We start from the raw sequence: 20,548 nt of genomic DNA, 5'->3' as shown, positions 1-20,548 counted from the left end.
CCAGACCCGGCGGTTCCTCAGCCAGCCAGTTCGCTGTGCAGCGCCAGGTACTCCTGCGACAGCTTGTGGCGCGGATCCAGGTGGATCATGGGCGTGGCGTGCTGGTGCGATTCGCGGATCTTCACCGATGACGACAGCCGCGATGCCAGCACCGGCAGCCCTTCACCGACCAGCTCCTCGACCAGCTTGACCGGCAGGCTCGCGCGCGGCTGGAACTGGTTGATGACGATGCCCTCGACCTGCAGCGCGTCGTTGTGGTCCTGCTGGATTTCCTTCACGTTGTCGAGCAGCGTGTACAGCGCCCGGCGCGAGAAATCGTCGCAGTCAAACGGGATCAGGCAGCGCTCCACCGCGATCAGCGCCGACCGCGTGTAGAAGTTGAGCGCCGGCGGCGTGTCGATGTAGATCGCGTCATAGACCGACTCCAGTTCGATCAGGGCATCGCGCAGCTTGTAGATCTTGTAGCGGGATTCCAGCTTGCCATGCAGCGCGTCGAGGTCAGGATGCGCCGGCATCACATCAAGATTCTCGAACGGCGTGGCGTGGATGAAGCTGCCCAGGTCGACCGGCTTGAAGCTGTAGGTCAGCGACGACTCGAAGAAGTGCGCCGCCGTCGGGTTTGCCTCGGCGGCCTTTGCGCCCATCAGGTACTGGGTCGAGTTGCACTGCGCGTCGAGGTCGACGACCAGCGTGCGCAAGCCTTCACGGGCGCTGATCGCGGCGAGGTTGCATACGATGGTCGACTTGCCCACGCCACCCTTCTGATTGAACACGACGCGCCGCATGGGTCCCTCTGGAGAAGATCGTTTTGGAGGGCGAAAGCATACCTCAACACGATGGCCTCCGGACGGCGCCGATGGGGGGTGTGGACGCTCGTTGACAGGCGAAGCAAGGTGCGCTCGGCAGGTTCGCCGCTCCGCCGATATCGTCAACGCACGTTAACGACGGAACCACAACATCGAGAGTGCGCAAGCCAGGACCAGCAGCACGACCGACGCCGCGGCCAGCAGCGCGCCGACTTCGGTCTCGCGGCGCTCCATCGCGAAGCGCGCGCTCAGTTGCCGGTACACCTGGCTCAGGTCCGCCGCCGATCCTGCCTGGAAGTACTCGGCCCCGGTCAGCGTGGCCACGGCCCGTAGGGCGGGCTCGTCGAGCTGCATGTAGTAGGACAGGCTGGTTTCGGGCGCATTGCCGCCCAGCGTGCCGAAGCCTACGGTATAGACACGCACGCCACGCTGGGCCGCCATGCGCGCGGCGTCAATCGGGTCCGGGCCGGTGGTGCGGCGGCCATCGCTGAGCAGGATGATCGCGCCGTGCCGATAGGAACCCGGTTGCGCCGGCGGCCGGTCCTGCGCGCGCTTGCGCGCGGCGTCGGCCGCGGCGGCTTCATCGAGCGGCGTGGCGCGGCGCGCGGAGGCAAAGGGCGGGTCGTCGTTGAACAGGATCGCTTCGAGGTCGATGCCATCGTCCGGAAACAGCACGGCCAGCGCCTGGATCAGCCCGCTGCCGGTCGCCGTGCCGCGCTGGAGCTGGAACCGGTCGATCGCGTCGAGCATGTCCTGCCGGTTGCTGGTGGGACGCAGGACCACGGTCGCCGTCGCGGCGAACGAGACGATGCCAAGCCGCACGCTGCCCGGCAGCCCGACGATCAGTTCGCGCGCCGCCTGCTGCGCGGCGCTGAGGCGCGTGGGCGCCACGTCGGTGGCCTCCATGCTGCGCGAGACGTCCATCGCCAGCACCAGCGTGATGGTGTCGGACGGCAGCGTGAGCGTGGCGGTCGGCCGGGCGCAGGCCAGCAGGGCGGCGCCCAGGGCAAACAGGAACAGCAGCGGGGGAATGTGACGCCGCAGGCGTTGGCCGGTGCCGAGCGCAGCGCGGGGCAACGCAAGGCTGGCGTAAAGCAGGGCAGACTTCTTGCGTCGCGCGATCAGGTACAGGTAAGCGGCTGCCAGCAACGGAAGCGCAAGCAGCAACCAGAGCATTTGCGGCCAGAGAAACTGCATGCCCTGCTCCTTGGCGCATGGTTAAGAGGATGGTACTGTATTTTTTAAGGCGGCACGGGACCTCGGGAGCGTGCGATGAAGCGTGTGACGATCTACGGATGGATCTCGGCTGCGGTCGCGGTGGTGGTCGCGGCGGCGCTGGGCATTGCGTGGCAGTCGCGGCCGTCGCCACGGGTGCTGACGCAGGCGGATATCGATGCGGCGGTGCTGCATACGCTGCAGACCAAGAGCCTGCCATCGCGCACCGCGCGCGCGGCCGAGGCCATCCGCGAATCCGTGGTGGAGGTGCGCAGCTTCTCGCCGGCGGAGCCGGAGGCCGAAGCCGCGTCCGCCCCGCGTGCCCGGCGTGATCCTCCGGCCACCCGGCAGAAGTCCTCGCCGCCATCGCGGCGCACGCCCTCCGACGAACTCGCGAAGAGCGATCCGCAGGCTGACAAGGACGCAACCAAGGACGCGACCAAGGACAAGCAGGGCAAGCGCGAAGCGCGTCACATCGGCTCTGGCGTGGTCGTGACCGAAAGCGGACTGGTGCTGACCAGCTACCACGTGGTTGCCGATGCCAAGCGCGTGGAGATTCGCTTCTACGACGGCCAGACTTCCGAGGCGACGGTGATGCAGGCGATCCCCGAGAAAGACCTCGCCCTCGTCAGGCCGAAATCCATTCCCGACGACTTGCCGCCTGCGACACTCGGCTCCAGCCGCAACCTGGCGCCGGGCTCCGAGGTCGTGGCGGTCGGCTTTCCGTTCGGCATCGGGCCGTCGGTGTCCGCCGGCGTGGTGTCCGGGCTCGACCGGCAGTTCGTGTCGCCCGACAAGACGCAGAGCCTGGACAACCTGATCCAGTTCGACGCGGCCGCCAATCCCGGCAATTCGGGCGGCCCGCTGGTGAACATGGATGGCGAGGTGGTCGGCATCGTCACCGCCATCCTCAACCCCAACCAGAGCGGCACCTTCCTCGGGATCGGCTTTGCCGTCACGATCGAAAGCGCCGGCGCTTCTATCGGAACTTCTCCTTTCTAGACGCGGAGGCCTATGAACGAGCAAGCCCATGGCGCGACAGACAGCGCCGACCTGATGGAGCGCCTGCTGTACGAGGTGAAGCGCGTGGTGGTCGGGCAAGACCACTTTCTCGAACGCGTGCTGGTGGCCATGCTGGCCGGCGGCCACCTGCTGGTGGAGGGCGTGCCCGGCCTGGCCAAGACGCTGACCGTCAATACGCTGGCCCGCACCATGAGCGGGACCTTCAAGCGCATCCAGTTCACGCCGGACCTGCTGCCGGCGGACCTGGTCGGCACGCGCATGTACAACCAGGGCACGGGCGAGTTCTCGACCGTGCGCGGGCCGGTCTTCGCCAACCTGCTGCTGGCCGACGAAATCAATCGCGCGCCGGCCAAGGTGCAGAGCGCGCTGCTGGAAGTCATGCAGGAAAAGCAGGTCACGATTGCCGGCGAGACCCATCGCGTGCCCACGCCGTTCCTGGTCATGGCGACGCAGAATCCGATCGAGACCGAAGGCACCTATCCGCTGCCCGAGGCGCAGGTCGATCGCTTCATGATGAAGGTGCTGGTCGGGTATCCGAGCGAGGAGGAAGAGGTCGTCATCGTCAATCGCGTCACCGGGGCCCGCATCAGCGTGAGTGCGATTGCCACGCCGGAGCACCTGGCGGCCTTGCAGGAAGAGTGCCGCCGCGTCTACGTGGACCCGTCGCTGGTCCAGTACGCGGTGCGGCTGGTGGCGGCCACGCGCAAGCCGGGCAACTACGGCCTGGAAGACATGGGACGCTACATCGCGTTCGGCGCGAGCCCCCGGGCCACCATCGGGCTGGTGGAAGGCGCGCGGGCGCTGGCGTTCCTGCGCGGCCGCAATTATGCCGTGCCCGAAGACGTGATCGATCTCGTGCCCGATGTACTGCGCCACCGCCTGTCGCTGTCGTACGAGGCCATGTCGGATGGCGCGACGGCGGACCAGCTCATCACGCGCATCCTGCAGGCGCTGCCGGTTCCGGAGCGCCCGCTCGAATCCCATGTTCGCGCGGCTGTTCGGTAAGCGTCCGCGCGGCGACGCGCCGGCTGCCACCGCGGCCGCGCCCGCCCGTTCCGGCGCGGCGCTGGCGAGCGTCGGCGCACGGCAGGCCGAGACGCTGCTGCGGCGGCTGGAGTGGACCGTGGTGCGGCGCCTCGACGGGCTGCTGCAGGGCGACTACCGCACGCTGTTCCGCGGCTTCGGGCTGGATCTTGCCGACCTGCGCGAATACCGTCCCGGCGACGACGTCCGGCACATCGACTGGAACGTGACGGCGCGGCTGCAGGTGCCGCACGTGCGCGAGTTCCAGGAGGATCGCGACCTCTCCGCATGGTTCGTGCTCGACCTGAGCGGGTCGGTGGAGTTCGGTTCCGGCAAGGTGCGCAAGCGTGACCTGTTGAGCGACTTCACCACCGTCATGGCCTTGCTGCTGACGCGCTATGGCAATCGCATCGGCGCCGTGCTCGATGGCGGGGCAAGCGACGCGCAGGCATCGATGATTCCGCCGCGCTCCGGCCGCCGCCAGTTGCTGCACCTGCTTGACCGCATGCACACCACCCCGGCCGTGTGCCCCGGCGAGACCCGCCTGCGCGACCTGCTGGAGCGCGCGCGCGCCGTCGCCAAACGGCGCTCGGTGATGTTCATCGTGTCGGATTTCATCAGCGCTCAGCGATGGCAGACGTCGCTCGCCATGCTGGCCCGGCGCCATGAAGTCGTCGCGGTACGGCTGGTCGATCCGCTGGAGATGGCGTTGCCCGACCTCGGGCTGGTCGTGCTGCAGGACGCGGAATCCGGCGAGCAGATGTTCATCGATACGCACGATCCCGCGTTTCGCAAACGCTTCGCTGCGATCGCCCAGGAGCGCGAGTCCGAGCTGCGCCTCGCGTTCGCGCGCGCCGGCGTGGAATGCCTGACGCTCTCGACCTACGCGCCGATTGACCTGGCGCTGCTGCAGTTCATGCGCGAGCGCCGCTTCCGCCAAGGGGCGGCCAGGGGCGCGCCAGTGGGGGCGACATGACCGAGACCCTCAACCGGCTGCCGCTGTTCAGCTTCCTCTGGCCCAGCATGCTTTGGCTGCTCGCGCTGGTGCTGGTGCTTGCCGCGGGCTACGTCTGGCTCGACCTGCGCCGGCGGCGAACTACGGTCGACCATCCCGCCATGCGCGCCATCGGCATGGCCATGAAGGGCGGCACGGGCTGGCGCCGTCACGTGTCGGCCGTACTGACGCTGCTGGCCCTGAGTGCGCTCATCTTTGCCATCGCCCGTCCCCAGGCGGTGATGACGCTGCCCTCGCGCATCAAGACCGTGATCCTCGTCATGGACCTGTCGGGCAGCATGCGCGCGCAGGATGTGCATCCGAGCCGCATCCGCGCCGCCCAGCAGGCCGCCCGGGTGCTGCTCGACGCCCAGCCGGCGGGCGTGAGCGTGGGCGTGGTGGCGATGGCGGGCACGGCCGCGCTGGCACAGGCGCCCAGCCGGAGCAAGGACGACGTGGCCGCGGCCATTGAAGGGCTGAAGCCGCAGGGCGGCACCGCCCTGGGCAATGGCCTGCTGATCGCGCTCACGACGCTGCTGCCGGAGGCTGCCAACGACGCCGAGCGACTGATGAATGGCGGCGAGGTCCCGCAAGTGAAGAAGCCGGGGGCGTCTGGCGACGACGATCCGCCAACGCCAGGCTCCTATGCTTCGGGCGCGATCGTCCTGTTCTCGGATGGCGAAAACAACGCTGGCCCGGCCGCGGAGCAGGCCGCCCAACTCGCGGCGATGTATGGCGTGCGGGTCTATACCGTCGGCGTCGGCACGACCGAGGGTGTCGTGCTGTCGGCGGAGGGCTGGTCGGCGCGCGTCAGGCTGGACGAGAAGGTGCTGAAGCAGGTCGCCGACGCGACCGGGGCCGAGTACTTCCGGCTCGAAGATGCAGCCTCGTTGAAGCGGGTGTATCGCGCGCTCAATGCGAGGCTGGCCTTCGACAAGCGCGACCAGGTCGAGGTGACGGCGTTCTTCGCGGCCGCGGGAGCGTTGCTGGCGGCCTGTGCGGGGCTGCTGTCGCTGTGGTGGTTCGGGCGGGTGCTGTAGGCCCGGCCCGCGCGCGTTGCCGCCCGAACGCCGCTACCAGGGCGAAGCTAGCCTTGTAGCGCCGCAATGTTGCCGGCTTCCTCGTGCACGGTCAGTCCGTCTTCAATGTCCGCGACGCCGGGCACCGCCCACACCGCGGTCAGCACGGCATCGTGCTCGTGCCGGAGGACATGGCCGCTCAGGCAGACGGATCCGCGGACCACATCGACCCCGATCGCACGGGGGTGGCTGACCACGTCGTCCAGCCGCGTCCGGATCCGCTCGCCGATCTCGTAGTCGCTCGAACGGGCTTTTTCGCCTGCTGCCACGCTGGTTTGCGCCCGTGCGGTGAAGCGACGCGCGTGATCGAGCGCGCGCTTCGCCTGGGCTTGCGCGTAGTCGCTCAGGTCATGGCTTTTTGCCTCTGCCTTGTCCCGAAGCATGGCTCGCCGCCGCGCACCAAGCTCCGGATCAAGCAGGTACATCAGCGCGGCGCCGCCTATTGCCGCGACGGCCAGATCGATGAGGTTGCGGTTTCCTGTACGCATGGATGCCTCTCCTTCGAAGATGAACAGGTCAGCGGCGGTTCCGATGCCGCCGCATATCGACGCGTTCTTGCATGGGGCGTGCCTGGGGGGCAGGTGACCTTTTTGCGACAGGAGGTGCGGAATGTGGCGCGCAACAGACTGGCCGGCCGGCTAGTTCATACCACAGGATGTAAATCGGCCCGGCTTGCTTTGCTGTCCGGCAGGGCCAGGCAAGTCCGTGCGAATAAGCGCCATCTCATCAATACAGGTGTCCGTAGGAGCACATGTCTTCCAGCTTGCTCAGCATATTATTTATAAATAATGCTATTGCTTGGAAATATATTGAGTGTGTATATTCTTTCCTGGCGTCGGGAGGTGTCGCGCACTGCCACCTTCCCGGCGACAAACCTCAAACAGAATGAGACAGGACACAGATGACGTCAGTCCAGACCGGCACCTCCGCCGTGCCACACCAGCCGCCGCTTACGTTCGAAGCGGCGATTGCCTACGAGCAGACCGTGCTCGACTGGGCCAACGCGCTGCCGGGCCATGTCTCGGCGGTTCGGGACGTGCCGTACGGCCCTTCCCGGCAACATCGCTATGACGTCTTTACCACCGACGCACTGCGCCATGCACCGGTGCTCGTGTTCTGGCACGGCGGTGGCTGGACCAATGGCTACAAGGAGTACGTCTCTTTTATGGCGCCGCTGGTGACGGCACTCGGCATGGTGCTGGTGGCGCCCACTTACCGGCTGGCGCCGGTGCACCGGCTGCCGGCTGCGTTCGACGATGGCGTATTGCTGCTGGCCACGGTCCAGCGGGACATTGCCAGGTGGGGCGGTGACCCGGCGCGCCTCTATCTGGCCGGGCATTCAGCCGGCGGCGGCATTGCCGCGATGACTACCATGCGGCAGTCCGCACTGACGGCAGCGGGCGTTGTGCCAGGAAACCTGCGCGGCTGCCTGCCAATCAGCGGCATCATGAATCTGTACCACCCGAGCCCCGCGCCCGGCAGTCTCGAAGAACGCGTCTACACCTTGCTGCTCGACGCGCCGGAGTCCGATGCCGTGATGAGCCCGCTGACCTGGTCCGCAGGCAGCAAGGTACCGATGGTACTGAGCTATGGCGAGCATGACAGCGAACGCGTCATCCGGTCCAATCGCAGCCTGTACGCCATGCTCACGACGCAGCAAGACACCGTCCGCTGCCACGAGCATGCCGGTGAAGATCATTTTGGCACGCATACCGCGCTCGCCGATCCTGGCCATCCTTGGTACGCGCGGCTGGCACAACTCGTCAAAGAGACATCGCAATGAGAAAGATGATCGACACCGGCCTGCCCATGCCGGCGCAACCGTTTTCCTGGGCGGTCAGCGCCTCCGGCCTGATGTTCACCGCGCATGGTCCGGTACGGTCCGATGGCACCGTGGACACCGGAGATGTCGCGCAGCAGGCGCGCCTGACCTTCGAGAACCTGCGCAAGGCAACTGAAGCGGCCGGCGCGGACCTGCAAAGCGTTGCGCAGGTGCTCGTCACGCTGGTCGAAGCCGATGACGTGCCCGTGGTCGATGCGGTGTACCGGGAATTCTTTGCCGCCCCGTATCCGAACCGCTCGACCGTGATCGCCAAGGCGCTGGTCGTGCCCGGCATGCGCATCGAGATCGTGGCCTATGTGGCGCTAGCCGGTGTCGCGCACTAATCCGCGAAGCGCTGGCTCAGGACATCCGCGGTGCGCATGAGGTGGTGCCTCAGCAGTTCGGACGCCTTGGCGGTATCGCGGGCGAGCACCGCTTCCATCAGGTCGAGGTGTTCCTGCATGACATCGTCGGCCAGCGCCTTGCTGGATTCCCGATAGGCAAGGCGGATGCGGCGGTAGCGCTCGGAATGGTCCACCAGCTGTTCGTCGATGCGCGACAGCCATCTCGAGCGCGCCGCCGCGACCAGCGCGAAGTGGAAGCGCCGGTGGGCGGTTTCCCAGAGTTCGACCGCGACCGTGTCGGATGCGTCGGTCGGCAGGCGTGCCTTGGTCAGCTTGTAGTAGGCGGCCATGATGTTGGCGCCCCAGTCGTCGTCGCCGTGCTCGATGGCGTCCGCCAGCAACTGCAGCTCGATCGAGGTGCGCGCATGCATCAGGTCGAGCAGGTCGCTCTTTGACAACTTCGACACGCTGAAGCCGCGCTGGCCTTCATTGCTGACCAGCCCTTCCCCGCACAGCAGCATCAGCGCCTCGCGGATCGGGCTGAGGCCGAGTTCGTAGCGGTCCTGCAGCGCCTGCAGGCGCAGCTTTTCTCCCGGCGCGAGGCTGCCCGCAATGATGTCGGCGCGCAGCAGCTGATAGGCCTTTCCGGAAATGGTCTGGCTTGGTGCCGGTTCGGGGGTCTGGGGTCTGCTGGGCAGGTCGGAAGTCCGCATAGTGGTTCTGCAATTGGGCGGCAAGTGAATGGGGAAGCCCGGCTTTCGCGTGGTTTGAACTGCCGGCCCTCAAGAATTTAATAAATTTAACTGCATCAACGAAATTTTGCACTATCGGGCAACCTATGGATCACCTTGGTTCGCATGCAGGGTAAACGCCATCTTTTATTCGATATTAGTAAATTTATAATTTCCACGCGTTTATGTGAAACGTCGTTTTATATGTGAAACGAAAATCGGAGCGGGGAGAATGACCATGAACAAGACTGCAAGACGCCGTGTGCTGATCGCACTGACGGCCATGGCCGCGGCCACCCTGGCGGGCAGCGCTGTGGCTCAGGGAGGCTATCCAAACCGGCCTGTCACGCTCGTCGTGGCCTATCCGGCCGGCGGCGATACTGACGTGCTCGCTCGGCTGTTCGCCGAAAAGCTGACCGCGCGCCTGGGCCAGCCGGTGGTGGTCGAGAACCGTACCGGTGCGGGCGGCACGATCGGAAGCGCTTACGTGGCCAAGGCTCCGGCTGACGGTTACACGCTGCTGTTCGCCCCCAATACGCTGGCGATTTCGCCACTGGTGCTCCGGCCAGGCACCGGCGCGAGCTACGATCCGCAGAAGGACCTGACGCCGATCGTCGAACTGGGAACGCAGTCGCTGTTTGTCATCGTGAACAAGGAGGCCGGCGTCACCCGGATGTCGGAGCTTGTCGCGCGCGCCAGGTCCGGCGGTCTGCAGAGCTATGCCAGCCCTGGCAATGGCTCGCCCATGCACATCCTCGGTGAACTGTTCAATAAGTCCGCCGGCGTGAAGATCGCCCAGGTGCCATATCGCGGCAGCGCGCCCGCCATTGTCGACCTGCTGGGCGGCCAGGTGCCGATGATGTATTCGACCCTAGGCCCGGTAGCGCAGTATTTCCAGTCCGGCAAGCTTCGTCCGCTGGCCGTCGCGGATACCAAACGTTCGCCGTTCGCGCCCAACGTGCCGACCCTCGCAGAACTCGGCTACAAGGATGTCGAGGTCGGCGCATGGCAAGCCGTGCTCGGGCCCAAGGGCATGTCCGTCGAACTGGTCGGCACGCTGAACCGCCATCTCAACGAGATCCTGAAAATGCCCGAGGTAGTGGCGCGCATGGCGACCATTGCCACGACTCCCGTCGGCGGCGATCCCGCCGCGCTGCGCACGCTGATCGCGAACGACTATGCGCGCTACGGCAAGCTCGTGAAGGAATTCGGCATCCAGGCCGACTGACCCGATCCGCCGCGCGCGCGGCAAGTCCTTTCCGTTTAAACCCGTAAGGCCCTTGTACCGGGGCACGGTTTCGTGCGCGCGCGGCTCGAATTTATAAGAAAAGCGTGAATTTGGAAATTCAGGTTTGCAACCCTACGACAAGAAGGAAGGTGCAATGAGGAAACGGGCAATTCTGGCGGGAGCGTTGGCGGCATTCGGCGCGTGCGGCGCGGCATGGGCGCAGTCGTCTTCGGTCAACCTGTATGGCGTGGCCGATGTCGGCCTGGTCCATGAAAACGGGGCAGCGGCGGGTTCGGTGACGAAGGTGACAAGCGGCATGATGTCGGGTTCGCGCGTCGGCATGCGTGGCCGCGAAGAGCTCGGTGGTGGCACGGCAGCGTTCTTCACGCTCGAGGCCGGCGTCCTGATGGATACCGGGGCATCGGGGCAGGGCGGCCTGCTGTTCGGCCGGCAGGCCTATGTCGGCCTCGATGCCAGGGCCGGTCGCATCACGCTGGGGCGGCAATACACGACACTGGCGCTTGCCCAGGTTGAATTCGATCCATTCGTGACCGGGCTGGCGGGCACGTCCGCCAACCTGATCTCGGCCGGTGGCCGCGGTGGCAGCAACCGCTTCGACAACGGCATCAAATACAACCTGCCGAACACGCTTGGTGGGCTCGATGGCGAAGTGTCGTACAGCTTCGGCGAGACCCCCGGCAGCGTGAGCACCAACGGGCAGTTCGGCGCATCGCTTGGTTACTCGAACGAACGGTTCATGGGGCGCGTCGCGTATGCGGACGCGCATGATGCCAACGGGCCCGGCAAGGACGCGCGCGAGGTGTTCTTCGGTGCCAAGTACGATTTCGGTGCTGCCACGGGCTATCTCAATTACGTGATCAATCGCGGGGCGATTGTCCCCGGTACGCCGAACTACAAGTCAGAGGACATCCTGGTCGGCGCGTCGATTCCCGTGGGCGCGGGCCGCATCGTCGCGTCTTATATTTACAAGAATGACCGGACCGCCGCCAACAATGATGCCCAGCAGGCTGGCATCGGCTACGTGTACCGGTTATCGAAGCGCACCAGCCTTTATACGTCATATGCGCATATTTGGAACCGTGCGCCGAATACCGCGACCTCCGGCTTTTATCGCGTGTGGAATGCGAACGACGTCGGCAATGCTGCCGCCGGCAATTCGGCCTTCAGCCTGGGCATGAACCACATCTTCTGACTACCGTTCCGCGAGTGTGCAAGCTTGCGGGGTTTGGCGCCGGCTGCGCGGCATGTCATGGCCGCCCGCCGGGCCTCTTTTATTCCTGGCCGCATGGCGGCACAGATATAGCTTGGAGAGAAGCATGAATGCAAAGCAGTCCGGCGCGACGGATCGGGAAATCGCTTTCGTCACCGGCGGCGCGTCCGGCATCGGGCGCGCCACCGTGGAGCGCCTGGCGCGGGATGGCTTCCGTGTGGCGATCATCGATCGCAATGCCGCCGCCGTCAGTGCGGCCGAGTCGGCGCTTCGACAGATGGAGCTGGACGTCGTCGGCTACGCGCTGGATGTATGCGACCGTAGCGGCCTGGCGCGCGCGATGGATGCGGAGGGACGCGTCGATGTCGTCGTCTGCGCGGCGGGCATCTACAAGCCCCGCAGCTTTGACGAGGTGACGGATGAGGATTTTCGCCAGACGCTGGAGGTCAACCTGATCGGCGTGTTCGTGCCGGCGCAGGAAGGCGCGCGGCGGATGCGCGAGGGCGGCCGCATCGTCACGGTATCTTCGCGCGGGGCACTGGGCGGTCTGGGCTTCCCCGACTACGTGGCATCCAAGGCCGGCGTGATCGGACTCACGCGCGCGATGGCGATGGAACTGCGCGGCAGGAAGATCGCCGTGAACTCGATCGCCCCTGGCTTTACCGATACCCCAATGACGCGCACCATGCCGCCGGACCAGTACGCTACCGCCGTGTCGCTGGAACCCAGCGGCGCTGCCGCATCGCCGGATGACATTGCGAATGCGATAGCCTTTCTTGCGTCGCCTGGCACGCGCTTCATCACGGGGCAGACGCTTTTCGTCGATGGCGGAAAATCGCTCGGCGGGTTGGGGATCTGACGTTCAGGCTCTGCCGCGCAGCGGCTTGAGCAGGTCCGTCAGGCCGTTGTGGTCGAGCTCGTGCATCAGCGCGAGCAAGCGGCCGATTTCACCGGGCGGAAAGCCCTCGCGCGCGAACCAGTTCAGGTAGTTGCCGGGCAGGTCGGCGATCAGCGTTCCCTTGTGTTTGCCGAACGGCATCTGGCGGGTGACAAGCAGGAGAAGGGATTCGCTGTCCGGCAGCATGGCAGGTGATTTGGGGGGTGTGGCGGGCATTGTAGCGCCACCGCGCAGCCGGACCCCGTTGGCCGTGGTCCGGCTGCGCCGGGTCAGCCCAGGTCGAGAAACACCTTCCCGCCCTCGATCCTCACGGGATAGGCGCGCACCGCCTCGGTCAACGGCGCGCACATGGCGGCACCAGTCCGTACATCGAATTTGCCCTGATGGAGCGGGCATTCGATTTCATGGCCATCGAGAAATCCATCGCAGAGCCTGGCATGGCCATGCGTGCAGAGATTGTCGGTGGCGAACACCTCGCCGTCGACGCCATAGAGGGCGATCTCGCGATCCTGTACTCGCACGGCAATCACATCGTCTTGCGGCACGCTGGCAAGCGGGGCCGCCTCGATCCAGGTTTCGGTCATGGGTTGTCTCCGGTGTCGTATTCAGATCGGGTAGATCAGCGAGTTGGGGATCATCTCGCTGTCGAAGATGCACTGTCGGACGGCGAAGCGCAGGCCCTGCGGCGTGCGCGCGATCCGGTCGAGATAGCGGCCGGTGTTGAACACCTCGCTGACCTGGTCCGGCTTGGTGCGCAGTACGACGTAATTCGCTTCGGCGACGATATATGCATCGGTGCTTTCGCGGACCAGCGGCGCGCCGGTGATATGGCGCTGGTAGTAGGGATCGTGGAACAGCGTTTCGCGGATGCCGAAGACGCGATCGCGCAGCATGCCCTGGCTCTCCAGCGACATGGTGGCCAGCGGCAGGCCGCGTTCGAAATTCTCGCGCGGCTGGACGCGGTAGAGGCAGTCGTCGGTAAAGAACTCGGGCCAGCGGTCCCAGTCGCCCTGGTCGACGGCGCTGGCGTAGTCGGCGTACAGCGACAGCAGCGCGTGATACGTTGCGAAGTCCATGTCGTCAGATCTCCATCACTTTGCGCCAGTAGGCGTACATGCCACGGATCAGCGTCTCGGTGACCATGTGGTCGGTGTTCTCCGCGGTCTTTCCGCCGAGTTCCGCGACGACGCGGTGCCACGGCTTCTGCGAAAAACCCTCCTGCGAGCATTCGATGACTTCGCCGTCGTCGGCCGAGACAAAGCCGGCGGGCCCGAACAGGTTGGCTTGCCGCAAGCGGCGGCGCGTCATGTCTTCGGTGTCGTCCTCGAAACCAAAATGCGTCCAGACGAAATCGAACGAATCCGGGCCGTTGGGCTGGATGTGGCGCGTCGAGACGGAATTCACCTGCTGCTGGAAGATCACGCTCGGGAAGACCGTCATCATCACGGCGGTCGGATCGCCCCACCAGGGCTCGTGGACGATGTCGAGCAGGCGGTCATCCTGCAGCGTCATCTGGTCCTTGAAGCTGGTCACGCCTGACGTGACCTCACCCTTGCCGCCCTGGCCGCGCGTGGAGACCATCGCGGCATGGCGCAAGTGCGGGTCCATGACCAGGCGCGCCTTGTTGTCCGCGCGCCAGAGGCCGAACGTGACGAACCACGTGTGCAGCAGCCCTGGGTGGTACGGGTCCTTGATGTTCTCCTGCATCAGCTTCCAGTTGCCCGGGATGCGCTGCTTGTTGTAGCCCAGGACCTTCAGCTTGCGGCCGTTGAACAGGCGGTCGAAGTAACAGAGGATTTCCGGTCCGAGGTAATCCTCCAGCGGCTCCACGTCATGGTCGAACGAGGCGAACACCACGCCGCCGCGCACGGCGACCTTCAGCTGCGTGAGCCCATGGTCCTGCGGCTTGAAGTCGGCCGGCATGCCGCCGTTGACCTTGCCGTCCTGCTTCACGCCGCGGCGGAACGGCACGCCCTGCAGGTTGCCTTTCAGGTCGTAGTTCCACTGGTGGTAGGGGCAGTGGAAGTCCTTGCGGTTGCCGCTGCGTTCGCGGCAGAACTTCATGCCGCGATGGGCGCAGACATTTTCGACCACGTTGATCCCGCCTTCCTGGTCGCGCACGAGGATGACCGAGCGTTCGCCGATGGTGGTCCGCTTGAAGTCGCCCGGACTCGGGATTTCCGCTTCCAGGCCGACGTAGTTCCAGTGGCCCTGGTAGAAGACGCGTTCCAGTTCGCGCTGGTAAAGCTGCTGGTCGGTGTAGACGCGGAACGGGATGCGGCTGATGCCGTCTTCGGCCCAGACAGGCCGGTCTTGCGTGGGGGTGCTGGCCATGGATGTCGTCTCCATCGTTGTGGTGTCCATCTGGATGTGGCGGGGTGTCAGGTGCCGGTTGCGTAGAAGGCGTCGGCGTAGATGTGCGCGGGCGCTACGCCCTTGCTGCGCAGTAGCAGCGTGGCGGCGTCGACCATCGGCGGCGCGCCGCACAGGTAGGCACGCCAGCCCTGCAGGTCGGGGAAGTCGGCGGCAACGGCTTCGGTGACCAGGCCGGTGCGCAATCCGGCGTCATCGCCAGGCAGTGTCGACACGATCTCGACGCGCAGCCGCGGATGCCGTTGTGAGAGTTCGCGCAGCCAGTCGAGCCCATAGGCATCGCGTGGCGCGCGCACGCCGAAGTAGAGGTGGATCGGGTTCGGCAATTCCGCCGCGATCGCACCGCGCACGATCGACAGTACGGGGGCGAGCCCGGTGCCGCCGGCGATGCAGAGGATCGGATCGTCATTGCGGGTGCGCAAGTACGACGTGCCCAGCGGGCCACTGACGCGAACCGTGTCGCCGACCTTGAGCGTGTCGCGGATATAGCGGGTGACGCGGCCGTCGGACACGCTGCGCACATGGAACTCCAGCTCGCCATCGCTGGCCAGCCGCGCCATGGAGTAAGGGCGGACATGGTCCGGCGTGAACTGCAGCATCGCGTACTGGCCGGGCGAAAACGACAGCGGCTTGGACGGTGCCAGCCGGATCATCCGGATATCGTGGGTGAGTTCGGTCAGTGCGGTGACGGTCGCCTTGACGATGCGCGCGGGGTGCACGACCACCTCGTCGGGCTCGGGGATCTCGATGGAGCAATTGCCGGTCACGACCGACTGACATGCCAGCACATGGCGTTGCGTCGCGTGGTCGCCATGGTGGAAATCGTAGCCGCCGGCTTCATGGATATCGCCGTCGATCACGCGGCAGCGGCAGGTGCCGCAGCGGCCGGCCATGCAACTGTATGAAATGGGAATGTCGTGCTTGCGCAGCGCGGCCAGCAGGTTCTCGCCGCCGGTAATGTCGATGCGTTTGCCCAAGGGTTGGACGAGGACTTCCATGATGTCTCCGGCAGTGGTCTGTCTTGTGGCCTGGAAGGAATCATGGTGCAACGAGTGAAATTAACCAATAGAATTGCGGCAATATCGCCTATTCACCAAATCAATAAAGGTGCGCCGTGGAACTAAAGGATGTGGACCTGAACCTGATGGTGGTGTTCGAGCACTTATTGCGCGAGCGGACGGTATCGGGAGCGGCCCGGGCACTCAACCTAAGCCAGCCGGCCGTCAGCAATGCGCTGGCGCGCCTGCGCCGGCTGTTCGACGACGAGCTCTTTGTGCGCAGCAGCAAGGGCATGCTGCCGACGCCGCTTGCTCAGGATCTCGCGGAGCCGGTTGCGTACGCACTCGAAGCCTTACAGGTTGCGCTGAGCCAGAAAGTCTCGTTCGATCCGTTGCGCAGTGACCGGTCGTTCCGGATTGCGATGACCGACATCGGCGAAGTGCACTTCATTCCGCGGCTGATGGGCGCGCTGCGGGAACGCGCGCCGGGGGTCGCGGTAGCGACCGTGCGCAATACGGCCGTCGATCTCGCATCGGAAATGAGCCTGGGCAAGATCGACCTTGCGGTGGGGCCGCTGCCTGAACTGGGTTCTGAATTCTTCCAGCGTCGGCTATTCCGCCAGCGCTACGTGTGCATGTTCCGGCCCGGCCATGCACTGGACAAGCGCGACGTCAGCCAGGGCGACTTCGAGCAAGCGGAGCACGTGGTGGTGACGGCGGCAGGCACGGGACATGCGCGGGTCGATGAAATCCTCGCCCAGCGGGGCGTGCAGCGGAAGATTCGCTTGCGCGTGCCGCATTTCGCCGCGCTGGCGGACATTGTTGCGAGCACGGATCTCGTCGCGACGGTTACCGAGACCTTTGCCCGTCGCAGCGCCGCTTACTTTGGACTGCGGCATATTGCGCATCCGGTCGAGTTGCCGGAAATCCAGATCAATCTCTTCTGGCATGCCCGGTACCATCGCGACCCCGCCAACCAGTGGCTGCGCAAGGAATTCGTCGGCCTGTTTTCGGATTGAAGATGTTCGCGGCGCCGTGCTCAGGATCCCTGGTTCGCGGTTTCCGTTGTCAGCAGCGCCCAGCCTTGCGGCCCGTCATCCTTCGCTTCGCGGTAACGCCACATCGCGCCGCAGTCCGTGCAGCGGAATGTACTCAGGGTGACGGTGACCGAGCGCGGAACCTTGCGCCGCTGGGTGTCCACGATGCGAAGTGCGGGGTGGCCAGCGACGCCGGGTGTGTCGGGTATCAGTGCGAGGCAATTTGCACAGAGCGACATACTGGCCTCTTGCATTAGGGAAGGCTCACTGTAGCACGCATCACGATATGGCTCGCATATTCGGATTGCAGGATCGGAAGAGAGTGGCCACAGATGGCTTCGCATTGCAAAGCCTTTCGCAGGCACTGTCGCGCAGTTGCGATCCCGGGCGAAATAAAGGCACTCGCGGCGTGCAAGAGGAGTAGAGTGGGCAATACATCGCAAACGCCCCGGAGCGTGTCATGGATGCTTTTCCGACTGCCACTTACAAGGGGTATGACCTTTACCCTCTGGTGTACAGACATACTGCGGAACGGGCCTGGATGGAGCCGAAGCCAGACCGATCCTTCAACGCAGCCGTCGTGATCTGCCGTGAAGGCGGACAGCCAGAAGGCGAGAAGGCGCGTACCTTCCGTCTTGACGAAACGCCCTGGGACAACGTTGGGGCGGCACGGCGCGCAGTGCTTCGCTATGCCGAGGACATCATCAACGGCGCCATTCCCGGCCAATCCGTCGTTTCCCTCTGAGTATCGTCGACGGGAATTCTCAATCGCGCCCATGAGGTCACTGGGACAACGGCGGCATGAGGCCGCCTGGAGCGCCAGTACAACCATGAACAAAGTCGCGGAGTCATCGAGTTTCCTGTGCACGCTGCCGGGCGCAGGCAAAGGGATCGCCTACCATGTCGCCACCTGTTTTGCCGCGGCGGGACATCCCACCGGCGTCAGGTTCGCCAGCTTTGTCGGAGATGGCAGGCGTTCGTTCGGCGTGATGGTGGCAGCCGGTTTGTCGCCGGACACGCTCCCGCAGAACAGCGAGACGCTATGCCGCCTGGCAATCGGGCAGGCGGTCCGGGACCATCTCTACGAGAAGACGCGCGAGGGCGATTCTGTCCTGGATCTGCATGCCGCGCCTTGGGATGGCGAACTCAGGCCGGTAGGCGGGGGCGTACCGGGCCGGGCACGATAGCGCCGGTCCGCCCGGCCCTGCGTTGACGACTATGCCTGCCGGTGCGGCGAGCGCTGCTGGCGCATGCGCGCGACCGCGGTTTCGCCGGCGCGGCGGGCGGCCTTCCTGGCATCGGCTTCAGAGCGGTGCGTGGCGTGCCGCATCGAGACGTTGGCCACAATGCGCTCGGCGCCGTTCCGGTACTCGGCGATCATGTAGTTCGCAAACCAGACACCCGGTTGCTGCTGGATGGGATACACCGAAACGGTGAAGGGTGTGATGTTGAGATTCAAATTGTCTCCTGCTAGTGGCGCGGCCTTGGGCGGCGTCGCGCACGGCCATATACCGTGCGTGGTGGCCCGGCAAGCGGGCGCCATGGATGAATAGTCAGTGTCGCGTCCCGTGCATCAGGCGCGGGCGGCATTACTGGCGTGAGAGGACCGTGCTTGCGCAAGCCGAACGCGCCAGGTACATGCGCGATGATTGCGGAGCGGACGTGCCGCCGGTCGATAGGGTGGTGGGCGAGTGTCGCCCAGAGGAATCGGGTGTACGCCCGACAGACCGCCAATGCATGTTCGATCGCGCTGTTGACCAATGTGGTCTGGCGGCCAGCACATTCAGTCCGACAGGTATCGATGAATGGCAAGTGGGGTCCATGATACCACCGTTGGAAGATCCTCTCCCTGCTGGCCTGTTCCGGGCTCGCCGCTTGCCGGTCACGGAGACGACTGGCGGAACTGGTCGCACTGCACATTCATGGCCTCGCAGATCTCGCACCATCGATCTGGTTTGGGGGCCGGAGCCGGCAACGACGTCTCGCCGCAGGGCCAGGGAAGGGCCACAGGCGTGGATGCCGGAGCGGGGCCGCCGCCGCCGGTATAAGTGCGCACGGCTTCGCCCAGCGCCTGCAATCCGACCGGCTTGACCAGGATGCCGTCCATACCCGCCTGCAGCGCGGCATGGTGATCCTCGGGCACGGCGCTGGCGGTGCAGCCGATCACGGGAATGCGCGCCAGTGCGTCGTTGCGCCCGCGCAGCGCCCGGACGAACGCCATGCCGTCCATGACCGGCATGGCGCAGTCGCAAAGGATCAGGTCGAACGGATCCTCTTGCCCGGACGCGGGCGTGACCAACCGTGCGAGGGCCTCGCGGCCGTCGGCGGCGGTCTCGACGCGGTGGCCCAGGTATTCGAACTGCCACGTCAGCAACAGGCGGTTGGGCGCATGGTCGTCGACGACCAGGACATGCAGCGGACTGGCGGCTACGGCGCCAGGCGGCGGCGCGATCGGTCCCGGGGCGGTGGCTGGTGCGCAGGCCGTTGGCAGCCGGAGGGTGACCTGCACGCACGTGCCGGAGCCCGGTTCGCTCTCCAGGCGGATGCGGCCGCCCATGGCCGCGACCAGGCGCCGGCAGATGGCCAGGCCCAGGCCGGTGCCGCCGGATTGCGGGCGCGAGCGGTCGTGCGCCTGCTCGAAGGGCTGGAACAGGCGGCCCTGGTCGGCGCGCGCGATGCCGATGCCGGTATCAGACACCGTCAGTTCGATTTCCTGCATGCCCGCACGCACCGGGCCGCCCCGCAGATGCACGCGGACCTCGCCGTGATCGGTAAAGCGGATGGCGTTCGAAACCAGGTTGCCGAGGATCTGCCTGAAGCGAAGCGGATCTATCTTGTGCCCGGGCGCGACGCCGGTATCGATGACCGGTACCAGCGGCAATCGCTTCTGCGCGGCCACCGGCCCGAGCATCTGCAGCACCTCGTCCACCAGCTGCGGCAGGCTTGCCGGGACGGCGTGGACGCGCAGTTTGCCGGCCTCCATCTTCGACAGGTCGAGGATGTCATCGATCAGGGCCAGCAATGCCAGCGCCGAATCATGCGCGGTCGACAGCATGCGTTGATCCTCGGGCGGCAGGCCCGGCCGTTTCAGCGCCAGCTCCAGCATGCCGGCCACCGCGTTCATCGGGGTCCGGATCTCATGGCTGACCGAAGCAAGGAAGGTGGACTTGGCGCGGCTGGCGGCTTCGGCGCGCGCCTTGGCTTCGGCCAGCTGCGCCAGCATGTCGTGGCGCTCGGTCAGGTCCACCCAGCCGCCGGCCAGGGCCGTCACCGTCTCGCCGGGGCCGGGCAAGGGCGCGACCCAGTTCAGCACGTGCCGCTTTGCGCCCTGGATATGCAGGCAGCGGTCCTTGCTGAGCGGGCGGCCCGAGGCAATGACGTCACGATAGTCCTCCGACAATGCGGCGATATCGTCGATCACGCCCGCAAGCTGTCCCGGTGTTTCCGGCGGCTGGCCGCGCAGCGAGGCCAGCGAGGCCCCGACCAGTTCCTCGTAGCGGCGGTTGCAGGTGATGAGCCGCTGCTCGGCGTCGCGCACGTAGACGGGCTGCGGGATGCTGTCCAGTACCGCGGTATGAAGCGCCAGGCGCTGCCGCAGCCTTGCCGCGCTGGCCTGGCTGCGCGCAAGCCGGCGCCGCAGTACGCGCAGCCGCGCGCCAAGCAGCGCGGACGCGAGCAGCACCGGCAGGCACACGGCCAGCCAGAGGAGCGGCGGGGGCAGGGCGGACAGCATCGAGGAGGCAGGC

Annotated in this window: 23 protein-coding genes; 12 read left to right on the top strand and 11 right to left on the bottom strand. The window is 65.8% G+C overall.

The genetic code is table 11. The features are described 5' to 3' along the window. Positions 1-17 precede the first annotated feature (17 nt). Both AC3FKH_RS06945 and AC3FKH_RS06940 read right to left on the bottom strand, forming a co-directional pair. Positions 18-785 carry a ParA family protein gene (locus AC3FKH_RS06945; RefSeq protein WP_483713989.1) on the bottom strand — a complete coding sequence of 256 codons (768 nt, stop codon included), beginning with the start codon at positions 783-785 and terminating at the stop codon, positions 18-20. A 153-nt stretch (positions 786-938) separates the two neighbouring features. Continuing rightward, on the bottom strand, positions 939-2,003 hold the full coding sequence (locus AC3FKH_RS06940; RefSeq protein WP_488674101.1) for a VWA domain-containing protein: 1,065 nt from the start codon (positions 2,001-2,003) through the stop codon (positions 939-941). Positions 2,004-2,078: 75 nt separating this feature from the next. On the opposite strand from AC3FKH_RS06940, the gene AC3FKH_RS06935 reads away from it, so the two are divergent. From AC3FKH_RS06935 to AC3FKH_RS06920, 4 genes are read left to right on the top strand one after another with little or no spacing between them, the layout of a single operon-like run. Then, positions 2,079-3,023, top strand: coding sequence for a S1C family serine protease (locus tag AC3FKH_RS06935; protein ID WP_488674100.1), 945 nt, complete (start codon positions 2,079-2,081; stop codon positions 3,021-3,023). 12 nt (positions 3,024-3,035) lie between these two features. Beyond that, positions 3,036-4,049, top strand: coding sequence for an AAA family ATPase (locus tag AC3FKH_RS06930; protein WP_483713993.1), 1,014 nt, complete (start codon positions 3,036-3,038; stop codon positions 4,047-4,049). Beyond that, the gene (locus tag AC3FKH_RS06925; RefSeq protein ID WP_488674097.1) at positions 4,027-5,043 is read left to right on the top strand and encodes a DUF58 domain-containing protein; all 1,017 of its coding nucleotides are present in this window, start codon (positions 4,027-4,029) and stop codon (positions 5,041-5,043) included. Before AC3FKH_RS06930 ends, AC3FKH_RS06925 begins: the two co-directional genes overlap by 23 nt. Further along, positions 5,040-6,101 carry a VWA domain-containing protein gene (locus AC3FKH_RS06920; RefSeq protein WP_488674096.1) on the top strand — a complete coding sequence of 354 codons (1,062 nt, stop codon included), beginning with the start codon at positions 5,040-5,042 and terminating at the stop codon, positions 6,099-6,101. The genes AC3FKH_RS06925 and AC3FKH_RS06920 overlap by 4 nt, the downstream gene beginning before the upstream one ends. Before the next feature lie 47 nt (positions 6,102-6,148). On the opposite strand, the gene AC3FKH_RS06915 is transcribed toward AC3FKH_RS06920, so the two are convergent. Further along, positions 6,149-6,568 carry a BON domain-containing protein gene (locus AC3FKH_RS06915; protein WP_488674853.1) on the bottom strand — a complete coding sequence of 140 codons (420 nt, stop codon included), beginning with the start codon at positions 6,566-6,568 and terminating at the stop codon, positions 6,149-6,151. Between the two features lie 473 nt (positions 6,569-7,041). Here AC3FKH_RS06915 and AC3FKH_RS06910 point away from each other — a divergent pair, with 473 nt between their 5' ends. Both AC3FKH_RS06910 and AC3FKH_RS06905 read left to right on the top strand, forming a co-directional pair. Then, complete coding sequence (locus tag AC3FKH_RS06910; protein ID WP_488674094.1) at positions 7,042-7,923, top strand: alpha/beta hydrolase; 882 nt, start codon at positions 7,042-7,044, stop codon at positions 7,921-7,923. After that, entirely contained in the window at positions 7,920-8,306 is a 387-nt protein-coding gene (locus AC3FKH_RS06905; RefSeq protein WP_488674092.1) for a RidA family protein, read from the top strand. Before AC3FKH_RS06910 ends, AC3FKH_RS06905 begins: the two co-directional genes overlap by 4 nt. Here the strand turns inward: AC3FKH_RS06905 and AC3FKH_RS06900 are convergent. After that, positions 8,303-9,019, bottom strand: coding sequence for an FCD domain-containing protein (locus AC3FKH_RS06900; RefSeq protein ID WP_488674090.1), 717 nt, complete (start codon positions 9,017-9,019; stop codon positions 8,303-8,305). The two genes, AC3FKH_RS06905 and AC3FKH_RS06900, sit on opposite strands and share 4 nt — an antisense overlap. A gap of 256 nt (positions 9,020-9,275) precedes the next feature. Here AC3FKH_RS06900 and AC3FKH_RS06895 point away from each other — a divergent pair, with 256 nt between their 5' ends. The 3 genes from AC3FKH_RS06895 (at position 9,276) to AC3FKH_RS06885 (ending at position 12,355) form a co-directional block, all read left to right on the top strand. After that, positions 9,276-10,265 (top strand): Bug family tripartite tricarboxylate transporter substrate binding protein, encoded by a 990-nt coding sequence (locus tag AC3FKH_RS06895; RefSeq protein WP_488674088.1) that lies wholly within the window; start codon positions 9,276-9,278, stop codon positions 10,263-10,265. A 154-nt stretch (positions 10,266-10,419) separates the two neighbouring features. Continuing rightward, positions 10,420-11,478 (top strand): porin, encoded by a 1,059-nt coding sequence (locus AC3FKH_RS06890; protein ID WP_488674087.1) that lies wholly within the window; start codon positions 10,420-10,422, stop codon positions 11,476-11,478. 124 nt (positions 11,479-11,602) lie between these two features. Beyond that, complete coding sequence (locus tag AC3FKH_RS06885; protein WP_488674085.1) at positions 11,603-12,355, top strand: SDR family NAD(P)-dependent oxidoreductase; 753 nt, start codon at positions 11,603-11,605, stop codon at positions 12,353-12,355. Between the two features lie 3 nt (positions 12,356-12,358). Here AC3FKH_RS06885 and AC3FKH_RS06880 read toward each other — a convergent pair whose 3' ends face one another. The 5 genes from AC3FKH_RS06880 to AC3FKH_RS06860 all read right to left on the bottom strand — a co-directional run bounded on the left by AC3FKH_RS06880 (position 12,359) and on the right by AC3FKH_RS06860 (position 15,765). Then, positions 12,359-12,580, bottom strand: a complete 222-nt coding sequence (locus AC3FKH_RS06880; RefSeq protein WP_211950750.1) for a DUF3820 family protein — start codon at positions 12,578-12,580, stop codon at positions 12,359-12,361. An 83-nt stretch (positions 12,581-12,663) separates the two neighbouring features. Continuing rightward, positions 12,664-12,978 carry a non-heme iron oxygenase ferredoxin subunit gene (locus tag AC3FKH_RS06875; RefSeq protein WP_488674082.1) on the bottom strand — a complete coding sequence of 105 codons (315 nt, stop codon included), beginning with the start codon at positions 12,976-12,978 and terminating at the stop codon, positions 12,664-12,666. Positions 12,979-12,999: 21 nt separating this feature from the next. Next, positions 13,000-13,470, bottom strand: coding sequence for an aromatic-ring-hydroxylating dioxygenase subunit beta (locus tag AC3FKH_RS06870; protein ID WP_488674080.1), 471 nt, complete (start codon positions 13,468-13,470; stop codon positions 13,000-13,002). A 4-nt stretch (positions 13,471-13,474) separates the two neighbouring features. After that, entirely contained in the window at positions 13,475-14,728 is a 1,254-nt protein-coding gene (locus AC3FKH_RS06865; protein WP_488674078.1) for an aromatic ring-hydroxylating dioxygenase subunit alpha, read from the bottom strand. A gap of 47 nt (positions 14,729-14,775) precedes the next feature. Next, complete coding sequence (locus tag AC3FKH_RS06860; RefSeq protein WP_488674076.1) at positions 14,776-15,765, bottom strand: 2Fe-2S iron-sulfur cluster-binding protein; 990 nt, start codon at positions 15,763-15,765, stop codon at positions 14,776-14,778. A gap of 116 nt (positions 15,766-15,881) precedes the next feature. On the opposite strand from AC3FKH_RS06860, the gene AC3FKH_RS06855 reads away from it, so the two are divergent. The 3 genes from AC3FKH_RS06855 to AC3FKH_RS06845 all read left to right on the top strand — a co-directional run bounded on the left by AC3FKH_RS06855 (position 15,882) and on the right by AC3FKH_RS06845 (position 17,989). Next, the gene (locus AC3FKH_RS06855; RefSeq protein WP_488674075.1) at positions 15,882-16,784 is read left to right on the top strand and encodes a LysR family transcriptional regulator; all 903 of its coding nucleotides are present in this window, start codon (positions 15,882-15,884) and stop codon (positions 16,782-16,784) included. 478 nt (positions 16,785-17,262) lie between these two features. Next, complete coding sequence (locus AC3FKH_RS06850; RefSeq protein ID WP_483714003.1) at positions 17,263-17,547, top strand: hypothetical protein; 285 nt, start codon at positions 17,263-17,265, stop codon at positions 17,545-17,547. An 85-nt stretch (positions 17,548-17,632) separates the two neighbouring features. After that, positions 17,633-17,989, top strand: a complete 357-nt coding sequence (locus AC3FKH_RS06845; protein WP_488674073.1) for a hypothetical protein — start codon at positions 17,633-17,635, stop codon at positions 17,987-17,989. 29 nt (positions 17,990-18,018) lie between these two features. On the opposite strand, the gene AC3FKH_RS06840 is transcribed toward AC3FKH_RS06845, so the two are convergent. Next, positions 18,019-18,261: an isochorismatase gene (locus tag AC3FKH_RS06840; RefSeq protein WP_483734057.1), complete on the bottom strand. Its 243-nt coding sequence runs from the start codon at positions 18,259-18,261 to the stop codon at positions 18,019-18,021. 423 nt (positions 18,262-18,684) lie between these two features. Then, positions 18,685-20,535, bottom strand: coding sequence for an ATP-binding protein (locus AC3FKH_RS06835; RefSeq protein WP_488674072.1), 1,851 nt, complete (start codon positions 20,533-20,535; stop codon positions 18,685-18,687). Positions 20,536-20,548 lie beyond the last annotated feature (13 nt).

The organism is Cupriavidus sp. 21MJTG02-4 (assembly GCF_057798975.1).
Note: the sequence above shows the minus strand (reverse complement) of the source record. Positions and strands in the feature narration are given on the sequence as shown.